Consider the following 19,417-nt stretch of genomic DNA (forward strand, 5'->3'; position numbering starts at 1 on the left):
AGCGATGAAAAGGGTGCAGCGACGGCCAGATTTCGTAGCACTGTCCGGCCAGTTCACCACCCGCTATGCTGCAACTACTTCGATATATGCGTAGCAAGGTGTAGCGGGAGGCGCGTCAGACCATGGACAGCACGGCAGGCCTGCGTGATCGGTCCGGACCGGGACACACCCCCGCCCTCACCATTCGGTGCGACGACCAGGTCGCCACCATCGGCCCGGAACGCGGCGAGGTGACGCTGGGCCGCGACCCGTCGTCGGTGCTGCGACTGGACCACTCCTGGCTCTCGCGCACCCATGTCCGACTGCGACCGGAGGCCGGCTACTGGGTGGCCATCGACAACAGCCGCAACGGCATGTTCGTCGACGGCACCCGGCGCGAGTCCGTCGCGATCACCGACGGGATGACCCTGCGACTCGGGGACGCCGACGGCCTGGCCGTCACGTTCGCCCTGGTCAACCACCGCCACCCGGGCGAGGGTTCCGGCGAGCACACCCTCGGCGAGGAGGAGATCGACGCGGACATCGCCCGGGCCGGCGCCGCAGTGGCGGCCCGCCGCCGCGAATTGGAGCTGACCCAGCGCGGGTTGGCCCGGGACAAGATCATCAACGCCGGGGCGCTGATCGCCTTTGAGAAGGGCCGCAGCTGGCCGCACGAGAGCACCCGCGCCCGGCTCGAGTCGGTGCTGCAGTGGCCGGCCGGGTCCATCGCCGAGATCCGGGACGGCTCGACCTCGCCCGACGAGGAGTCCACCCGGGTCATCTCCACCGCGGTGGCCACCCCGCTGATCGCCCAGACCATTCAGCTGGCGCTCAAGAGCATCGAGAGCGCCGCGGAGTCGCTGCCCGACCCCGGTGCGGCCGACTACCCGGCCCGCGCCGGTGCCATCCTGGCCGACCTGCGCAACCTGCAGGCCGTCGCCGCCGACGCCGCGCAGAACGCTCCGGGCACCCCCGCGCTGGTCATCGCCCTTGGCGCGGTTCGTCGCCACTACGACGAGCTGGCCACCCGGGTCGCCGCGGCGGCGGGCGCGCCGATGGGGCTGCGGCTCTACGCCGCGCGGCGCCGGGCGAGCCTGACCCCGGAGGACACCGCGCTGGCCGCCGGGCTGCCGGTTTCGGTCATCGACGCCGCCGAGGCCGGCAGGCCGGTGCCCGAGCATGCCCGGGGCGCGCTGGAGGCGCTCATCGAGCAGCTCGGCGGGTGACCCCGGAGCCACCCGGGCCGACTGGCAAAAAAATACCTGTGGGGGTATATTCACCAACAACAACTGATACCCCCCTAGGCATTTAGCCGGAGGTCGAAAGAGCATGAAGTTCATTCAGTACTACCTGGACTGCCTGTCGCACGCGTCGTACCTGGTCGCCGACGAAACCACCGGCCGCGCCGTCGTCGTCGACCCGCAGCGCGACATCTCGGAATACCTGGCCGATGCCGAGCGGCTGGGCCTGACCATCGAACTGGTCATCGAGACGCACTTCCACGCCGACTTCCTGTCCGGCCACCTCGAGCTGGCCGAGGCCACCGGCGCCAAGATCGTCTACTCCTCGGTCGCCGAGCCGGAGTTCGACCACCTGCCGGTCGCCGACGGGCAGCGCCACTCGCTGGGCGAGGTCACCCTGGAGTTCCTGCACACCCCCGGCCACACCCCCGAGTCGATGAGCATCGTGGTCTACGAGCACCCCGAGGACACCGTGCCCTACGGCGTGCTGACCGGTGACACCCTGTTCATCGGCGACGTCGGCCGCCCGGACCTGCTGGCCTCGATCGGCTTCACCCGCGATGAGCTGGCCACCAAGCTCTACGACTCGCTGCGCAGTAAGCTGCTGCCGCTGCCCGACGCCACCCGGGTCTTCCCCGCCCACGGCGCCGGGTCGGCCTGCGGCAAGAACCTCTCGACCGAGCTGTCCTCGACGATGGGCGAGCAGAAGGCGACCAACTACGCGCTGCGGGCCACCGACCGGTCGTCCTTCATGCAGCTGGTCACCGAGGGGCAGCCGCCGGCGCCCAGCTATTTCGTCTACAACGCGGTCCTCAACCGCAAGGACCGGCCGCTGCTCGACGAAACCAAGCTGCCCGAGGCCATGGAGTACGACCAGATCCGGGCGGCCATGGCCGACGGGGCCATCCTGATCGACGGCCGCGATCCCGCGGAGTTCGCCCAGGGGCACCTGCGCGGGTCGGTCAACGTCGCACTGGACGGCCGCTACGCCGAGTACGCCGGCTCGATCGTGCCGCACGATGTGGACATCGTGCTGCTGATCGACCGCGGCCAGGAGCTGGAGGGCAAGAACCGGCTGGCCCGGATCGGTTTCGACCGGGTGATCGGCTACCTGAACCATCCCCGGATGACCATGCTCGCCCACCCCGACGAGGTGCAGCACGCCTCCCGGCTCACCGCCCAGCAGTTCGGCGAACGCGCCCGCGACATCGACGACCTGCAGGTGGTCGACGTCCGCAACCCGGGCGAGGTGGCCGACGGCATGGTGCCGGGGGCGGTCAACATCCCGGTCGGGCAACTGCCCGAGCGGTTCGGCGAACTCGACCCGAACCGGCCCACCGTGGTGTACTGCGCCGGCGGGTACCGTTCTTCGGTGGCGGCCAGCGTGCTGCGGCAGCGCGGTTTCACCGACGTCAGCGATATCCTCGGCGGCTATCTCGCGTGGAACGAGGAGATCCAGAGCGCCTGAGCTACCAGCACGCGCCTGAGCGACAAACAGTAGGGAGACGAACCCAGCATGACGATCACGGCCAAGCATCAGATCCTCATCGTCGGCGGGGGCACCGCGGGAATCACCGTGGCGGCCCGGCTGCTGCGCGGCGGGCATTCTGACGTCGCGGTCATCGAACCCTCCAACGCGCACTACTACCAGGCGATGTGGACGCTGGTCGGTGCCGGCCGGGCCGAGGCCGCCAGCACCGAGCGCAGCGAGGCCTCGGTGATGCCGAAGAAGGCGGTCTGGATCAAGAACGCCGTCGCCGCCTTCGACCCGGATAACAACGTCGTCGAATGCGCCGACGGCGCCCGCTACGAGTACGACGTGCTGGTGGTCAGCCCGGGCATCCAGCTGGACTGGGACGCCACCGCCGGGCTGACCGACGCCCTCGGCCAGGGCGGGGTGTCGTCGAACTACAGCTTCGAGCTGGCCCCCAAGACCTGGGAGTTCATCCAGAACACCAGGTCGGGGACGGCGGTGTTCATGATGCCGGCGAACCCGATCAAGTGCGCCGGGGCGCCACAGAAGATCGCCTACCTGGCCGCCGACCACTGGCGCAAGGCCGGCGTGCTCAAGGACATCGACATCCACCTGGTGGTGCCGACGCCGCGGATCTTCGGAATCCCGGCAATCGCCGACAACCTCGACAAGGTGATCGCCGACTACGGCATCACCCTGCACACCGAGTCGGAGATCACCGAGGTCGACGCGGCCTCCCGCAAGGTGACCGTCACCGCCATGGGCGCCTCCGGCACCGGCGGCTCGCTGCCCTACGACGTGCTGCACGCGGTGCCGCGCCAGTCCGCGCCGGACTGGATCAAGTCCAGCCCGCTGTCCACCGGCGACGCCCTGGGCTACGTGGACGTCGACAAGCACACCCACCAGCACGTCCGGTACCCGAACATCTTCGCCCTCGGCGACGCGGGATCCACGCCCAACTCCAAGACCGGCGCCGCGATCCGCAAGCAGGCGCCGGTGGTGGTGCAGAACATCGGGGCGCTGCTGGCCGGCCGCGAACTGCCGGGCAGGTACAACGGCTACGCCTCCTGCCCGCTGGTGACCTCGCAGCGCGAGATGCTGCTGGCCGAGTTCAACTACGACCTGGAACTGGAGCCGTCATTCCCGGTGCTGGACCCGGTCAAACCGCACCGCGCCTACTGGTACCTCAAGCGCTACGGCCTGCCGTTCATGTACTGGAACCTGATGCTCAAGGGACTGGCCTGAGCCGGCCCTCGGGCACTCCCTGAGAAATTATTAGTTTTTATCGCAAATACTTTCCCGGGGGTCCGGATTGTGACGCCGCGGAGACCGCGACGAGACGAACCGGCCCGCCAACCCCCTCGAGCGCACCGCCGTGAACTGCGCGAACACCACGAAATGTGGCCTGCGTCAACATGATTGGACGGCGGTGACAAGCCGCACAAATTTTGACCCGGTCAGGAAATCCGCCCTAGCGTCGATCGGCATGTATGTCCTAGCCACGTTGTTGACCTTGGTGAACCAGGTGTCCGGCACGCCGTACGTTTCCGGCGGCGACACCCCCGCGGGCACCGACTGCTCGGGATTGGCGTCCTGGGTGTCCAACGCCGCATCGGGCCGCCCGGTCTACGGCAACCGGTTCAACACCGGTAACCAGGAATCCGCCCTGCTGGCCCGCGGCTTCAAGTACGGAACCGCCCCCGGCGCGCTGGTGATCGGCTGGAACAGCGGCCACACCGCCGTCACCCTGCCCGACGGCACCCCGGTCTCCAGCGGCGAGGGCGGCGGCGTCAAGATCGGCGGCGCCGGCGCCTACCAGTCCGGCTTCACCCATCACATGTACCTGCCGGTTGAGGAGATCCCGGCCGAGCCGACCGGCGCCCCGGTGATCGTCGCGGTGTCGAACAACGAGCCTGCCCCGCCGCCGCCCCCGGGCGAGCTGCCCCCGCCGCCGGCGGACCTGCCCCCATCCCCGGCGGACCTGCCTCCCCCGCCCGCCGAACTGCCGCCGGCCGGCGAGCTGCCCCCGCCCCCGGGTGAGCTGCCGCCCCCGCCGGGCGAGCTGCCCCCGCCGCCGCCGGGTGACCTCCCGCCGGCCCCGGGCCAGCCCGCCTGACCGACCCACACCGATCCCGTCGGCGCACCCGCGCCGGCGGGATTCGGGCATTTCGGGGCGCCGGCCGCACCGGCCGGCGAGGTGATGGTCACGGCGATCCGACGCCGAGCTGGGAAAACCCCGGCCGGCGACACGGCGAACCGCACCGGATTTAATAAAGGACAGCGTTCCGTTTATGGTTTGGTGGTGTCTGAGGTAGATCGTCGCAGCATGATGTTGATGTCCGGGTTCGGAATCCTGGCGGCCGCCGTTTCGGCGCCCCGGGCCTTCGCGGCCCCGGACTCCCCCGGCCAGCCGTCCGGGCCGGTGCCGTCCGGCGAGGTCGGCGGCCTGCTGTGGTCCGACGAGTTCGACGGCCCGGCCGGCTCCTCGCCGGACCGGTCGAAGTGGAACATCTCCACCGCCCGCGAGACGATCAAGAACCCGGTGTTCTGGGATCGGCCGGAAAACATGGGCCAGTACCGCGATTCCCGCGAGTACGTCTTCCTCGACGGCAACTCCAACCTGGTGATCCGGGCCGTGCGCAATGGCAACAAGTACACCAGCGGCAAGATCACCGGTACCTTCGCCGGCCAGATCGGCACCACCTGGGAAGCCCGGATCAAATTCAACTGCCTGACCAACGGCTGCTGGCCGGCGTGGTGGCTGCACAACGAGGTTCCCGGCGGCGAGGTCGACCTCGTGGAGTGGTACGGCAACCAGGACTGGCCGTCGGGCACCACGGTGCACGGCACCCTCTACGGCGACACCTTCGCCACCCACCCGTTCCCGGTCGACAACGCCTGGCACAACTGGCGCTGCACCTGGGACCAGAACGGGATGTACTTCTGGCAGGACTACGCCCCGGGTAAGGAACCGTACTTCGTGGTCCCGGCGTTCTCCCTGGATCCCTGGCCGTTCAACCTGCCCGGCTTCGCCTTCAACCCGGTGCTCAACGTCGCGGTGGCCGGCAGCGGCGGCGGCGATCCGGCCGGCGGCAACTACCCGGCCGAGATGCTGGTGGACTGGGTCCGGGTCTTCTGATCCGGCGGTGCGGGCGCGAGCCCGCCGAGTAGCGTCGCAGGCATGTCCACCAACGCGAACGTGCGGGTCAGGCGCGTCTACGACGATCCAGCAGCCGACGACGGCCGCCGGGTGCTGGTCGACCGACTGTGGCCGCGCGGGGTCAGCAAGGACCGCGCCAAATTGGACCTGTGGTGCAAGGACATTGCCCCGAGCGCCGACCTGCGGACCTGGTACGGCCACGATCCCGAGCGCTACGACGAGTTTGCCCGCCGCTACCGCGCCGAACTGTCCGCGCCCGAGCGCCGCGACGCGCTGGCGCAGCTGCGGGGTTTCGCCGCCGACGGCCCGCTGACCCTGCTGACCGGCTCCAAGGCCGTCGAGATCAGCGACGCGGCGGTGCTGCGGCAGCTGCTGACCGAGGCCTGAGCACCGCTAGGCGCGGGTGTTGACCAGCCGATCGATGCGCTGCAGCGCGGCGGTCGCGGCGGACGCGGTGTCGAAGCCGCCCCGGGTGCTGCACGCGGTCATCTCAATCGCGGCGTTGGCGGCCCCTCGGTGATCGGCGCGGCCGGCGGCACCCGGTTTGCGGTGGCCTCCTCCAGCACCCGGGTGCAGCCCGGGACCGCGACGATCAGCAGCGCGCACAGCGCCGGAACTGCCCGCCGCACCGGGCTCACCGCCCGAAGCCGGCGTCCCGCAGCGCCTGGGCCATCGAACCCTGCGGGGCGGCGCCGTCGCGGCGGCCCGCACCGCGCTGGGCCGCACCGCCCTGACGCTGCTGGGCGGCACCGCCCTGCCGCTGCGGGTCGGCCTGCCGCCGCCCGCCCTGCTGGCCGCGGCCCGCCCCGCCGTCGCGCGGCCCGCCGTCGCGCCGGCCCTCCCGATCCGGGGCGCCCCGGCCTGGCTTGGCCGGACCGCGGGTCTGCTCGCCGAGCCGCAGGGTCAGCCCGATCCGCTTGCGCTCGGTGTCCACCTCGACGACCTTGACCCGCACCACCTGGCCGGACCGGACCACCTCGTGCGGATCGGAGACGAACCGGTCGGCCATCGCCGAGACGTGCACCAGTCCGTCCTGGTGCACGCCCACGTCGACGAACGCCCCGAACGCGGCCACATTGGTGACCACACCCTCCAGCACCATGCCGACCTTGAGGTCGGCGATCTTCTCCACCCCGGCGGCGAAGGTGGCCGTCGCGAACGCCGGCCGCGGGTCCCGCCCGGGCTTCTCCAGCTCGGCCAGGATGTCGGTGACCGTCGGGACGCCGAACCGCTCGTCGGCGAACTCGGCCGGCCGCAGCGCGCGCAGCGCCCGCTCGTCGCCGATGATCTCGGCCAGCGCCACGTTGGTGCGGTCCAGGATCCGGCGCACCACCGGGTAGGCCTCCGGGTGCACCCCCGAGGCATCCAGCGGGTCGTCGCCGCCGCGGATCCGCAGGAAGCCCGCGCACTGCTCGAAGGCCTTCGGGCCCAGCCGCGGCACGTCGAGCAGCGCCCGGCGGTTGGGGAAGGCGCCGGTGGCGTCGCGGTGCGCGACGATGGCCTCCGCCAGGCCCTGCGAAACCCCGGAGACCCGGGCCAGCAGCGGCACCGAGGCGGTGTTCAGGTCCACCCCGACGGCGTTGACCGCGTCCTCGACGACGGTGTCCAGGCTGCGCGCCAGGGTGCCCGCGGTGATGTCGTGCTGGTACTGCCCCACCCCAATCGACTTCGGGTCGATCTTGACCAGCTCGGCCAGCGGATCCTGCAGCCGGCGGGCGATCGAGACCGCGCCGCGCAGCGTCACGTCCAGCTCGGGCAGCTCGTGGGCGGCGTACGCCGACGCCGAGTACACCGAGGCGCCCGCCTCGCTGACCAGGGCCTTGGCCGGGACGGCAGCGCCGGCGGCCCGAATGTCGGCGAGCAGCTCGATGGCCAGCGCGTCGGTCTCCCGGGACGCGGTGCCGTTGCCGATCGCGACCAGCTCGACGCCGTGCCGGGCGATCAGCGCCGCCAGCGTGGCCTTGGCCTGGTCCCACTGCCGCTGCGGCTGGTGCGGGTAGATGGCGCAGGTGTCAAGCACCTTGCCGGTGCCGTCGACGACCGCGACCTTCACCCCGGTCCGGAAACCGGGATCGAGCCCGAGGGTGGCGCGCTGCCCGGCCGGGGCGGCCAGCAGCAGGTCCTTGAGGTTCTTCGCGAACACCGCGACGGCCTGCTCCTCGGCGCGCTGGCGCAGCCGCACCCGGGCGTCGACAGCGGCGGAGAACGCCAGCCGGGTGCGCCAGGCGAACCCGACGGTGGCGGCCAGCCAGCCGCCGGCCGGCCCGGTCGCCGACAGGTCCACGCCCAGGGTGCGGGCCACCATCGCCTGGTAGACCTCGTCATCGCCGGCGTCGAAGCTGATCGCCAGCACCTTTTCCTTCTCGGCGCGCATCACCGCCAGCACCCGGTGCGACGGCAGCGTCTGGACCGACTCGGTGAAGTCGAAGTAGTCCCGGAACTTCTGTGCCTCGGCGCTGCGGGTCACCTCCTCGGACCACGGGGCGGTCCGCAGTGCGGCGTCGTTCCAGAACTTCTCCCGCACCGCGCCGACCAGCTCGGCGTCCTCGGCGGCCCGCTCCACCAGGATGTGCCGGGCCCCGTCCAGCGCGGCGGCGACGTCGCCGACCTGCTCGCCGAGGAAGCCGGCGGCCTCGGCCTGCGGATCCAGGTTCGGATCGGCCAGCAGCCGGTCGGCCAGCGGTTCGAGCCCGGCCTCCCGGGCGATCTGCGCCTTGGTCCGCCGCTTCGGCTTGTAGGGCAGGTAGATGTCCTCCAGCCGGGCCTTGGTGTCGGCGGCCAGCAGCGCGCCGCGCAGCACCTCGGTGAGCTTGCCCTGGTCCTCGATCGAGGACCAGATCGCGGCGCGCCGATCGTCCAGCTCACGCAGGTAGCGCAGCCGCTCCTCCAGGTCCCGCAGCTGCCCGTCGTCCAGGCTGCCGGTGACCTCCTTGCGGTACCGGGCGATGAACGGCACCGTGGCGCCCTCGTCCAGCAGGCCGACGGCGGCGCGCACCTGGGTCTCGGTGATCGCCAGTTCCTCGGCGATGCGGGCGGTCACGGGCTTGACGGCGGCGCTCGGATTCACGGGGCCAGACCCTACCGAACCCCCGCGGTCCCGTCGGCGCGGGCGCCCGCGCTCAGGACTGCGGTTGGTCCGCGACCGCGGTGGCGTCCGTGAGCGTCGCGGCCTCACCCGGAGTGGCGTCGGCAACGACATTGCTCACCGGGGTGTTGTCCGGGGCGGTGCCGACCGTCTCCGTGCCGATCTGCTGCGTGCCGATCTGCTGCGTGCCGATCTGCTGCGCGCCGACCTGCTGCGCGCCGACCTGCTCGGTGCCAGCCGGGGCGGGGTTCACCGGGGCGGGGTTCACCGGCGCATTGGGATCCGCCGCCGCGTTGGTACCGGCCGGGCCGTTGTCCACCGGCGCGGTGTTGCTCGACGGCACCCACACCGTCGGATCGACGACAGGCAGGCTGGTGCACTTGGCCGCGACGGCGTCGGCCGAGCTCTCCTGGGTGCGGAACAGCGCGGCGTACTGCGGGAAGAAGGCGCCGAGCTCATCGACTTCGGCCTGCCGGTCGGCCGGATCCTTCTGCAGGAACAGGTTCATGTGATAGATCGCGTGCTGCTGCATCCAGGGGGTCTCCTGGCTGTACTTCCAGACCACACCGTCATAGAGCGGCCGGTCGACGACCTTCGTCGCCGCCATCAGCTGGTCGAGGCTGCAGTGGGTGTCCAGCAGGGCCGGCGGGACGGCGTTCGGGTCGTCGGCGACCGCCACGCCGGTGCCCGCGAACAGCACCCCGATTCCGGCGGCCGCCACACCGGCAGCCCTCAACCAGGTCATTTTCATCGTCATCACAGGGCGTGACGCTAGCATCGGCCGCCGATCTGAGACAGTAGAACGATGTTTGCGACCAGGTTCGCCCCAGCCTCCAGAATCCTTCGCTGCGCGCTGACCGCGGGCCTGCTGGCCGGCGGCGCCGTCGTCGCCGCCCCGACCGCCGGCGCCGACGACCCGACACTGGCGGGCTGGTACCGGATCACCTTTCACACCGACCAGAAGTCGGGCAGCAGCATCGCCGCCGCCCAGCCCGAGACGCCCTACACCGCGTCCTACCTGTTCACCACGGACTGCTCCGACGGCCCCTGCATCGCCTCCGCGGTCGACGGCCCGGCGCCCAAGGAGAACGTGTCACCGAAGACCACCCTGGAGTGGGACGGTGCCCAGTGGAGCAAGTCGCGGGACTGGAACTGGGACTGCCTGCTGCCCGACGGCACCATCACCTACGACCCGGCGCACTCGGTGACCAGCTACCGGCCGCAGCCCGACGGTTCGCTGACCGGGTCCATCGACACCACCATCGACGCCGGCGCCTGCGCGGGCACCGTCAGCATCCCGGTCACCGCGCGCCCGTCCTGACCGGCGCTGCCCAAAAACAACGGCGCCCACGACAACGGCGCCCAAGACGACGGCGGCGCCCGGTACCGCGGACCGATCCCGGTCCGGGTGCCGAGCGCCTGGGCGGAAGCCCACTAAGCCTGGGCGGAAGCCCCTTCCAGTGCCGCGTTGAACGTCTTGCTCGGGCGCATCACGGCCTCGGTCAGCGCCGCGTCGGACTTGTAGTAGCCGCCGATGTCGACCGGATGGCCCTGCACCTCGGCCAGCTCGGCGACGATGGTGTCCTCGTTCTCGGCCAGCTGCGCCGCCAGCGGCGCGAACCGCGCGGCCAGCTCGGCGTCGCCGGTCTGGGCCGCCAGTTCCTGCGCCCAGTACATCGCCAGGTAGAACTGGCTGCCCCGGTTGTCCAGCTCGCCGGACTTGCGCGACGGGCTCTTGTTCTCGTCGAGCAGCCGTCCGGTCGCGGCGTCCAGCGTCCGGGCCAGGATGTTGGCCTGCTCGTTGCCGGTCTTGGTGCCGAGATCCTCCAGGCTGACCGCCAGGGCGAGGAACTCGCCGAGCGAGTCCCAGCGCAGGTGGTTCTCCTCCACCAACTGCTTGACGTGCTTGGGCGCCGAGCCGCCGGCCCCGGTCTCGTACATGCCGCCGCCGGCCATCAGCGGCACGATCGACAGCATCTTGGCGCTGGTGCCCAGCTCCAGGATCGGGAACAGGTCGGTGAGGTAGTCGCGCAGGATGTTGCCGGTCGCCGAGATGGTGTCCAGGCCGCGCACCAGGCGCTCCAGGGTCCAGCGCATCGCCCAGACCTGCGACATGATCTGGATGTCCAGGCCCTCGGTGTCGTGGTCGGCCAGGTAGGTCTTGACCTTCTTGCGCAGCTCGTTCTCGTGCGGGCGCTCACTGTCGAGCCAGAACACCACCGGCATGCCGGACTGCCGGGCCCGGTTGACGGCCAGCTTGACCCAGTCCCGGATCGGGGCGTCCTTGACGATGCACAGCCGCCAGATATCGCCGGCCTCGACCTGCTGGTCCAGCAGCACCTCGCCGGTTTCGATGTCGACGATCCGGGCCAGCCCGTTCTCGGAGATCTCGAAGGTCTTGTCGTGCGAGCCGTACTCCTCGGCCTTCTGCGCCATCAGGCCGACATTCGGGACGGTGCCCATGGTGGTCGGATCGAACTGGCCGTTGGTCTTACAGAAGTTGATCATCTCCTGGTAGATCCGGGAGAAGGTGGACTCCGGGTTGACCGCCTTGGTGTCCTTGAGCTTGCCGTCGGCGCCGTACATCTTGCCGCCGGCGCGGATCATCGCCGGCATCGACGCGTCGACGATGACGTCCGAGGGCGAATGGAAGTTGGAGATGCCGCGGGCCGAGTCGACCATGGCCAGCTCGGGACGATTCTCGTGGCAGGCGTGCAGGTCCTCGATGATCTCCTCGTGCAGCGAGGCCGGCAGCGACTCGATCTTGCTGTACAGGTCGGACAGCCCGTTGTTGACGTTGACGCCAAGGTCGTCGAACAGCTGCTGGTGCTTGGCGAAGGCCTCCTTGTAGAACACCTTGACCGCGTGGCCGAACACGATCGGGTGGCTGACCCGCATCATGGTGGCCTTGACGTGCAGCGAGAACATGACGCCGGTCTTGAAGGCGTCCTGCATCTGCTCCTCATAGAACTCGCACAGCGCCGTCTTGCTCATGTACATGCTGTCGATGACGTCGCCCTCGTCGAGCGCCACCTTGGGCTTGAGCACGATCGCCTCGCCGGAGCCGGTGACCAGCTCCATCCGGACGTCCACCGAGCGGTCCAGCGTCATGGACTTCTCGCCGTGGTAGAAGTCGCCGACGGTCATGTGCGCGACGTGGGTGCGCGAGGCCATCGACCACCGGCCCATGCTGTGCGGGTGCTTGCGGGCGTATTCCTTGACCGCCCGCGGGGCGCGGCGGTCGGAGTTCCCTTCGCGCAGAACGGGGTTCACCGCGCTGCCCAGGCACTTGGTGTAGCGGCGGCGGGTTTCCTGCTCCGCATCGGTCTTCGGATCGTCGGGGAAGTCCGGCAGCGCGTAGCCCTTGTCCTGCAGTTCCTTGATCGCGGCCTTGAGCTGCGGGACCGACGCGCTGATGTTCGGCAGCTTGATGATGTTGGTGTCGGGCAGTTGGGTGAGCCGGCCCAGTTCGGCCAGGTTGTCCGGGACCCGCTGCGCCTCGGTCAGGTATTCGGGGAACTCCGCGAGAACGCGTGCGGCAACCGAGATGTCGCTCGACTTGACGTCAATACCCGCCGCCCCGGCGAAGGTCCGAATCACGGGAAGGAAGGCGTAGGTCGCCAGCAGCGGCGCCTCGTCGGTCAGCGTGTAGATGATGGTCGGCTGCTCAGCGCTCATAGGTGTCTCCCGGCGTCAACAATTCAGATGCTTGTGGCATAGATAACTGCGGTACCAGTATCGCCCCGAATCACCCCGGGTGCGCACCAGGGTGAGGTTACCGACGAGTACCCCGCTCCCCTGCCCGCTAGTCGACGACGCCGCGCAGCGCGTCCTCGCCGTACATCTGCCCGACCAGCGAGGAAAAATCCGGCCCGCGGCGCAGCATCTGCCCGCCGTCGACGCTGATCGCCTGGCCGGTGATCCAGCCGCCCTGATCGCTGAGCAGGAACACCGCGAGGTTGGCGATGTCCTCGACCTCACCGACCCGCGGCAGCGGGGTGTTGATCCGGTAGTCCTCCTCCAGCGCCGGCATCGCGAAGATCGGGGTGACCATCTCGGTGCGGGTCAGGCCGGGGCGGATCGAGTTGAACCGCACGTTGGAGGCGCCGAGTTCGTCGGCGGCCTGCTTCATCAGGTTGTCCATCGCGATCTTGGCCACGCCGTAGGCACCGAACCAGCGGTGCGTGTTGGTCGCGGCGATCGAGGAGATCCCGACGAACGATCCACCGCCGCCGCGAACCAGCTCCCGGCCGGCGTGCTTGACCAGGTACATCGTTCCGTTGACGTTCAGGTCGATGGTGTTGCGCCACAGCTGGGAGTCGATCTGGGTGATCGGCCCGATGGTCTCCGATCCGCCCGCGCAGTTGACGACGCCGTCGAGCCGGCCGGTCCAGCCGGTGGCCGCCGCGACGGCCTCGATGACCTGCTGCTCGTCGGTGACGTCGGCCGGGTGCACCCGCACCGCCGCGGCCCCGCGCGGCGAGCGCGCGGCGACCTCACCGGCGGCGCCCTGCAGCTTGTCGGCGTTGCGCCCGAGCAGCACGACGTTGCCGCCGGCCTCGGCGATGCCCTCGGCGGTCCCCTTGCCGATGCCACTGCCACCGCCGGCGACCAGGTAAGTACGGTCGGTCAACTTCACATCCACTGCACACGCTCCCGAATCGCGTTTGTTAGGTGGTCTCGGATCTTAATCACCCCACCACCCTTTCCGCTACTGATAGTAGCGAAATGCCGCGAGGTGTGACCGCGGGGTGCCCGACAACCGCGACGGGGCGCTTGGTCCCGAGAGGAATATCCCCGGTCCGAATATCTCGGTGCCAATATCCCGGTGCTGCCCCGCCGACCCGGCGTTTACCATGATTGGTCCGCAACCCACGGCAGGAGGACCTGAACTGGCCAGCATCGGCGGGACGGCTGCAGATCCGGCGGCAGCGCCGCGAGCTCCCGAAGACACCGATCGCCCCGTCGTCGAGATCGACCAGGTCAGCAAGCGGTTCGGTGATTTCGTCGCGGTCAACGGCGCGGATTTCACCGCGGCCGCCGGAGAGTTCTTCGCCCTGCTCGGCCCGTCGGGCTGCGGCAAAACCACCCTGCTGCGGATGATCGCCGGTTTCGACACCCCGACCTCGGGCACGATCCGGCTGCAGGGCACCGACGTGTCCCGGGTCCCGCCGCACCGGCGCAACGTCAACACCGTCTTCCAGCACTACGCGCTGTTCCCGCACCTGTCGGTGTGGGACAACGTCGCCTACGGACCACGCAGCCGCCGCGGCAGGGGCAAGCTCGACAAGGCCGAGATCCGCCGGCGGGTCGACGAACTGCTGGCCGTGGTGCAACTCGACGAGTTCGCCGGGCGCAGGCCCGGGCAGCTCTCCGGCGGCCAGCAGCAGCGCGTCGCACTGGCCCGCGCGCTGGTCAACCAGCCCGGCGCGCTGCTGCTCGACGAACCACTGGGCGCGCTGGACCTCAAGCTGCGCCAGGTCATGCAGTTCGAGCTCAAACGCATTCAGCGCGAGGTCGGCATCACGTTCATCTACGTGACCCACGACCAGGAGGAAGCGCTGACGATGAGCGATCGGATCGCGGTGATGAACGCCGGATCGATCGAGCAGATCGGCACCCCAGCCGAGATATATGACCGTCCGGCAACGGTTTTCGTTGCCGGGTTCATCGGCCGGGCGAACCTGTGGCGGGCCCGGCCGACCGGCCGCGGCAGCGCCGGCCGCCTGGAGATTTCCGCGCTCGGCAGCACGCTGTGGGCCCAGGCGGGCGCCGGCGGCGGCGCGGGCAACGACCCGGTGACGCTGATGGTGCGGCCCGAACGGGTGCGGGTCAGCACCCCCGATGCCGTCCCCGCCGACGGAGCGACGGTGGCCGCCACCGTCACCGACCTGACCTTTCAGGGCCCGGTGCTGCGGCTGTCGCTGCGGGCGGCCGACGGCTCCCCGGTCATCGCACACGTCGGCCCCGAGCAGTCGCTGCCGATGCTGCGCCCCGGCGACCCGGTCCGGGCCGGCTGGTCCGCCGAGGCCGCCCTGATCCTGCCCGGCCCGCCGGGCCCCGGCTCCGCCGAACCCGATCCACCGCCGCGATGAAAGGCCCCGACGCGATGCCCCCCACCGACCGCTTCCCCCGCCCGCTCGGCCGCCCGCCGGCAACCTCGCGGCGACGGTTCCTCGGCGGCGGTGCCGCCGCGGCGGCCGCGCTGGCGCTCGGCCCGGCCGCGCTGGCCGGCTGCGGTACCCGACAGGACAACCCCGGCGGCGCCAGCACCGAAATCCCCGACGACGGCGCACCGGCCACCGGGACGCTGCGGGTCTCGAACTGGCCGATGTACATGCCCGATGACTTCGTCGCCGCGTTCGAGCAGACGACCGGGCTGCGGGTCGACTACCGCGAGGACTTCAACGACAACGAGGAGTGGTTCGCCAAGGTCAAGGCCCCGCTGGCCCGCCACCAGGACATCGGCGCGGACCTGGTGGTCCCGACCGAGTTCATGGCGCTGCGGCTGCGGGCGCTGGGCTGGATCAATCAGATCAACGACGCCCGGGTGCCCAACCTGGCCAACCTGCGGCCCGACCTGCTCAACGCGCCCGCCGACCCGGGCCGGCGCTACATCGCGCCGTACCTCAATGGCATGGTCGGGCTGGCCTACAACCGGGCCGCCACCAAGCGGGACATCCGCACCATGGACGACCTGTGGGATCCGGCGTTCCAGGGCCGGGTCACCATGCTCTCGGACATGCAGGACGGCGTCGGGATGGTCATGCAGGCGCAGGGCAACAGCCCCGCGCACCCCACCTCCGAGGCCGTCACCCAGGCCGTCGACATGATCCGCGAGCAGAAGGACCGCGGCCAGATCCGCCGGTTCACCGGCAACGACTACCTCGACGACTTCGCCACCGGCAACGTCGTCATCGCCCAGGCGTACTCCGGCGACGTGGCCCGGTTGCAGGCCGACGAGCCCGACCTGCGGTTCCTCGTCCCGGAGTCCGGCGGCATGTGGTTCACCGACACCATGGTGATCCCGAACACCACGGCCAACCAGAAGGGCGCCGAGACCTGGATCAACTACGTCTACGACCGGGACAACTACGCCAAGCTGATCGACTTCAACCCGTCGGTGCCGGTGCTGTCGGACATGGACGAGGCGCTGCGCCGGATCAACCCCGCGCTGGCCGCCAATCCGCTGATCAACCCCGACCAGCAGACCCGGGACCGGCTGGTGCACTGGGCGGAGCTGACCGATGAGCAGACTCAGGAGTACAACGCCGCGTACGCCGCCGTCACCGCCGGCTGACGATGACCGACACCGACACCGCCCGGCCCGGCGGCAGGGCCCGCTGGCGGCCCTACCTGCTGATCGCCCCGGCGCTGATCTATCTGGCGATCTTCTTCGTGATCCCGCTGGGCTCGCTGCTGCGGATGTCGCTGTCGAGTTCCTCGGGCTCGGTGTACCTGCCCACCCTGACCTTCTCCTGGGAGTTCGCCAACTACGCCCGCGCGCTGAGCGGCTACTCCGACCAGATCCTGCGGTCGTTGGGTTACGCCCTTGCCGCGACGGTGATTTCGCTGCTGCTCAGCTATCCGCTGGCCTACACCATCGCGTTCAAGGCCGGCCGCTACAAGAATCTGCTGCTTGCCCTGGTGGTGCTGCCGTTCTTCGTCACGTTCCTGATCCGGACGCTGGCCTGGAAGACGATCCTGGCCGACGACGGGTTTGTGGTGCAGACCCTGGCCGGCATCGGGATGCTGCCCGAGCAGGGCCGGCTGCTCTCGACGAGCTGGGCGGTGATCGGCGGGCTGGTGTACAACTCGATGACCTTCATGGTGCTCCCGCTGTATGTCAGCCTGGAGAAGATCGATCCCCGACTGCTCGACGCCGGCCGCGACCTGTATTCGACCGGGCCGCGGGTGTTCCGGACGGTGGTGCTGCCGCTGTCGATGCCGGGCGTGATCGCCGGCAGCCTGCTGGTGTTCATCCCGGCCGTCGGCGACTTCATCAACGCCGACTACCTGGGCAGCACCCAGACCACCATGATCGGCAACGTCATTCAGAAGCAGTACCTGGTGGTCAAGGACTATCCGGTGGCCGCGGCACTGAGCTTCGTGCTGATGGCGCTGATCCTGGCCGGTGTGCTGTCCTACTCCCGCGCCCTGGGCGGCAGGGATCTGCTGTGAACGGCGGATCGGCGGTGCGGGGACGGCTCGGCACCTGGACCCTGCGCCTGGTCTCGGCGCTGGTGCTGGGGTTCATCTTCCTGCCGATCCTGGTGATCGTGGTGTTCTCCTTCAACAAGCCGGCGGGCAGGTTCAACTACAGCTGGCAGGGCTTCACCCTGGAGAATTGGGCGGACCCGTTCAAGTATCCGGCGCTGACCGAGGCGCTGCGGATGAGCCTGCTGGTGGCCGGGCTGTCCACCGCGATCGCCCTGGTGCTGGGCACCCTGCTGGCAATCACGTTGGTGCGACAACGGTTTCGCGGCGGCTCGGTCGTCGAGACGCTGCTGGTGCTGCCGCTGACCGCACCGGAGGTGGTGCTGGGCGCGTCGCTGCTGACGCTGTTCCTGGACCTGGGCTGGGCAACCGGGTTCGCCACCATGGTGATCGCGCACGTCGCCTTCGAGATCAGCTTCATCGCGATGACGGTGCGGGCCCGGGTCCGCGGCCTGGACTGGAGCCTGGAGGACGCCGCGCTGGATCTCGGCGCCAGCCCGACGCGGGCGTTCTTCAGCGTGACGCTGCCGATGATCGTGCCCGGGATCGTGGCCGCGGCGATGCTGTCGTTCGCGCTGTCGCTGGACGACTTCATCATCAGCTACTTCGTCAGCGGGTCGACGGTGACCTATCCGCTGTACGTCAACGCCGCGGTCAAGGCCGCGGTGCCGCCGCAGATCGACGTGCTGGCCACCGCGATCCTGGCGGTCAGCCTGCTGCTGCTGGCCGCCGGCACGCTGTACCGGCGCAGGCGCGGCTGAGCCGGCGGGTCAGCAGAACCAGCGCAGCCGGGTAATCGCCGGGAGCCCCTCGGACCGGAAGTCCACCAGCAGCACCCCCCGGGAGTCGTCGGCGGTGCGGACCCCGACCGCCACGGTGGGCCCCGCGCCGATCCGCTTCGACCAGGTCGCACCGCGCAGCACGGCGCTGAGCTCCTCAAGCCCGAGCGCACCGTCGTCCCCGGCGCTGATCGGGGTGCCGCGGCCGAGCATCCGGTGCACGGTGAGCTGATCACCGCTGCTCACGGCGGTCAGCAGCGCGTCCAGCAGCGCCCGGTCGCGCCGTCCCGGCCGCCGGAAGCCGCGGGCGAATCCCAGCGTGCCCAGCGGGCCCTGGTTGCGCAGCAGCCCGACGGCGAGCCCGGCCCCGGCCGTCGCCGCACCCACGCCCTGGCGGGCGAACTGCCACAGCATCGCCGGCAGTTCCCAGTAGGCCTGCAGCTCGGCGATGGTGTGATCGCCGTTGACGACGTAGCGCAGGTAGGCCGGGATGCGCATGTCCACGCCCCCTCCCATGGACACCTGCAGCAGCACGTCGCGCAGCACGGTGGCGCCGGCGACGTAGTCGGCGTCGCGGTGAAAGACGATGTCGCGCGGGCCGATGAAGGTGTCGAAGAACTTCCCGATCTGGTGGTGCCCGACGGCCGGGCGCGAACCCACCGGATCCTCGACGGACCCGTCGGCGGCGAACAACCCCACCCAGCCGGCCCGATCATGGGCGGCCGCGGCCGCCGGGGAACGCTCCACCACCGACAGCAGATCGGCGCGTGACAGTTCACCGTTCATCGGTGGCCTCCATTCTTCGGCAGTTCCCCGACCGGCAGTTTCCCGGCCGGCACGGCGCCAACCGTCTCGACCCCGGCGGCCCGCAGCTCGGCGACGGCGGCCCGCGCCGATTCCCGGGCGACCGCGGCGGTCAGCTCCAACAGCACCCTGGTCCGCAGCCCGGCCCGGACCGCATCGAGCGCGGTGGCCCGGACACAGTGGTCGGTGGCGATGCCGACCAGATCGACCTCGTCGACGCCGCGCTCGGCCAGCCACCGCGCCAGCGAGGTGCCGTGCTCGTCGGCGCCCTCGAAGCCGCTGTAGGCGGCCGAGTGGGCGCCCTTGCCGAACACCGCCCGCACCGCGGCGGTGTCCAGGTCCGGGTGCAGGTCCGCGCCCGCGGTGCCGGCCACGCAGTGCGGCGGCCAGGAGTCGACGTAGTCCGGCGCGGTCGAGAAGTGCGGACCCGGGTCGATGTGCAGATCCTTGGTCGCCACCACCTGGTCGTACCCCCCGTCACCGCCGTCGAGCAGCGCGCTGATCGCGCGGGCGACCGCCGCCCCACCGGGCACCGCCAGCGATCCGCCCTCGCAGAAGTCGTTCTGGACGTCGACGACGATCAACGCGCGCATGACCCTCACCGTATCGCCTCGGCGAACCCGGACCGCGTCGCGCCGCCGCACCCGACGCGCTACCGCCCGCCGGGTGGTTGTAGTA

At 70.3% G+C, this 19,417-nt stretch carries 18 protein-coding genes; 11 read left to right on the top strand and 7 right to left on the bottom strand.

The window, feature by feature from the left end; translation table 11 throughout:
* The first annotated feature begins 122 nt into the window (after positions 1-122).
* The 6 genes from G6N10_RS05440 to G6N10_RS05465 all read left to right on the top strand — a co-directional run bounded on the left by G6N10_RS05440 (position 123) and on the right by G6N10_RS05465 (position 6,241).
* Positions 123-1,205: an FHA domain-containing protein gene (locus tag G6N10_RS05440; RefSeq protein ID WP_085094739.1), complete on the top strand. Its 1,083-nt coding sequence runs from the start codon at positions 123-125 to the stop codon at positions 1,203-1,205.
* Between the two features lie 103 nt (positions 1,206-1,308).
* Positions 1,309-2,688: a rhodanese-like domain-containing protein gene (locus G6N10_RS05445; protein WP_085094737.1), complete on the top strand. Its 1,380-nt coding sequence runs from the start codon at positions 1,309-1,311 to the stop codon at positions 2,686-2,688.
* A 48-nt stretch (positions 2,689-2,736) separates the two neighbouring features.
* Positions 2,737-3,939, top strand: a complete 1,203-nt coding sequence (locus tag G6N10_RS05450; protein WP_085094735.1) for an NAD(P)/FAD-dependent oxidoreductase — start codon at positions 2,737-2,739, stop codon at positions 3,937-3,939.
* A gap of 241 nt (positions 3,940-4,180) precedes the next feature.
* Positions 4,181-4,810 carry a C40 family peptidase gene (locus G6N10_RS05455; RefSeq protein ID WP_163742241.1) on the top strand — a complete coding sequence of 210 codons (630 nt, stop codon included), beginning with the start codon at positions 4,181-4,183 and terminating at the stop codon, positions 4,808-4,810.
* A 180-nt stretch (positions 4,811-4,990) separates the two neighbouring features.
* Positions 4,991-5,833 (top strand): glycoside hydrolase family 16 protein, encoded by an 843-nt coding sequence (locus tag G6N10_RS05460; RefSeq protein ID WP_234810469.1) that lies wholly within the window; start codon positions 4,991-4,993, stop codon positions 5,831-5,833.
* Positions 5,834-5,875: 42 nt separating this feature from the next.
* Positions 5,876-6,241 carry a DUF488 domain-containing protein gene (locus G6N10_RS05465; protein ID WP_085094000.1) on the top strand — a complete coding sequence of 122 codons (366 nt, stop codon included), beginning with the start codon at positions 5,876-5,878 and terminating at the stop codon, positions 6,239-6,241.
* Positions 6,242-6,339: 98 nt separating this feature from the next.
* On the opposite strand, the gene G6N10_RS05470 is transcribed toward G6N10_RS05465, so the two are convergent.
* The 3 genes from G6N10_RS05470 to G6N10_RS05480 are packed head-to-tail and all read right to left on the bottom strand — an operon-like array spanning position 6,340 to position 9,675.
* Positions 6,340-6,483, bottom strand: coding sequence for a hypothetical protein (locus G6N10_RS05470; RefSeq protein WP_163742244.1), 144 nt, complete (start codon positions 6,481-6,483; stop codon positions 6,340-6,342).
* Positions 6,484-6,488: 5 nt separating this feature from the next.
* Positions 6,489-8,921, bottom strand: a complete 2,433-nt coding sequence (locus G6N10_RS05475; RefSeq protein WP_234810468.1) for a Tex family protein — start codon at positions 8,919-8,921, stop codon at positions 6,489-6,491.
* A gap of 52 nt (positions 8,922-8,973) precedes the next feature.
* The gene (locus G6N10_RS05480; RefSeq protein WP_163742247.1) at positions 8,974-9,675 is read right to left on the bottom strand and encodes a DUF5078 domain-containing protein; all 702 of its coding nucleotides are present in this window, start codon (positions 9,673-9,675) and stop codon (positions 8,974-8,976) included.
* 69 nt (positions 9,676-9,744) lie between these two features.
* Between G6N10_RS05480 and G6N10_RS05485 the strand changes: the two genes are divergently transcribed.
* Complete coding sequence (locus G6N10_RS05485; RefSeq protein ID WP_085093994.1) at positions 9,745-10,260, top strand: Rv2253 family sensor-like surface protein; 516 nt, start codon at positions 9,745-9,747, stop codon at positions 10,258-10,260.
* Positions 10,261-10,373: 113 nt separating this feature from the next.
* Here the strand turns inward: G6N10_RS05485 and G6N10_RS05490 are convergent, their stop codons facing one another.
* Positions 10,374-12,617, bottom strand: coding sequence for an NADP-dependent isocitrate dehydrogenase (locus tag G6N10_RS05490; protein WP_085093992.1), 2,244 nt, complete (start codon positions 12,615-12,617; stop codon positions 10,374-10,376).
* 127 nt (positions 12,618-12,744) lie between these two features.
* Positions 12,745-13,584 carry an SDR family oxidoreductase gene (locus tag G6N10_RS05495; protein WP_085093990.1) on the bottom strand — a complete coding sequence of 280 codons (840 nt, stop codon included), beginning with the start codon at positions 13,582-13,584 and terminating at the stop codon, positions 12,745-12,747.
* Between the two features lie 211 nt (positions 13,585-13,795).
* Between G6N10_RS05495 and G6N10_RS05500 the strand changes: the two genes are divergently transcribed.
* From G6N10_RS05500 to G6N10_RS05515, 4 genes are read left to right on the top strand one after another with little or no spacing between them, the layout of a single operon-like run.
* The gene (locus G6N10_RS05500) at positions 13,796-15,034 is read left to right on the top strand and encodes an ABC transporter ATP-binding protein (RefSeq protein WP_085093988.1); all 1,239 of its coding nucleotides are present in this window, start codon (positions 13,796-13,798) and stop codon (positions 15,032-15,034) included.
* 14 nt (positions 15,035-15,048) lie between these two features.
* The gene (locus G6N10_RS05505) at positions 15,049-16,239 is read left to right on the top strand and encodes a polyamine ABC transporter substrate-binding protein (protein ID WP_085094014.1); all 1,191 of its coding nucleotides are present in this window, start codon (positions 15,049-15,051) and stop codon (positions 16,237-16,239) included.
* 2 nt (positions 16,240-16,241) lie between these two features.
* Positions 16,242-17,120: an ABC transporter permease gene (locus G6N10_RS05510; protein ID WP_085093986.1), complete on the top strand. Its 879-nt coding sequence runs from the start codon at positions 16,242-16,244 to the stop codon at positions 17,118-17,120.
* Positions 17,117-17,917 carry an ABC transporter permease gene (locus G6N10_RS05515; RefSeq protein WP_085093984.1) on the top strand — a complete coding sequence of 267 codons (801 nt, stop codon included), beginning with the start codon at positions 17,117-17,119 and terminating at the stop codon, positions 17,915-17,917. Before G6N10_RS05510 ends, G6N10_RS05515 begins: the two co-directional genes overlap by 4 nt.
* Before the next feature lie 9 nt (positions 17,918-17,926).
* Here the strand turns inward: G6N10_RS05515 and G6N10_RS05520 are convergent, their stop codons facing one another.
* Entirely contained in the window at positions 17,927-18,721 is a 795-nt protein-coding gene (locus G6N10_RS05520; protein ID WP_085093982.1) for a ketosteroid isomerase family protein, read from the bottom strand.
* Positions 18,718-19,332 carry a nicotinamidase gene (locus G6N10_RS05525; RefSeq protein ID WP_085093980.1) on the bottom strand — a complete coding sequence of 205 codons (615 nt, stop codon included), beginning with the start codon at positions 19,330-19,332 and terminating at the stop codon, positions 18,718-18,720. Before G6N10_RS05525 ends, G6N10_RS05520 begins: the two co-directional genes overlap by 4 nt.
* Between the last annotated feature and the right edge of the window lie 85 nt (positions 19,333-19,417).

Source organism: Mycolicibacterium fallax (genome assembly GCF_010726955.1).
Taxonomy (GTDB): Bacteria; Actinomycetota; Actinomycetes; order Mycobacteriales; family Mycobacteriaceae; genus Mycobacterium; species Mycobacterium fallax.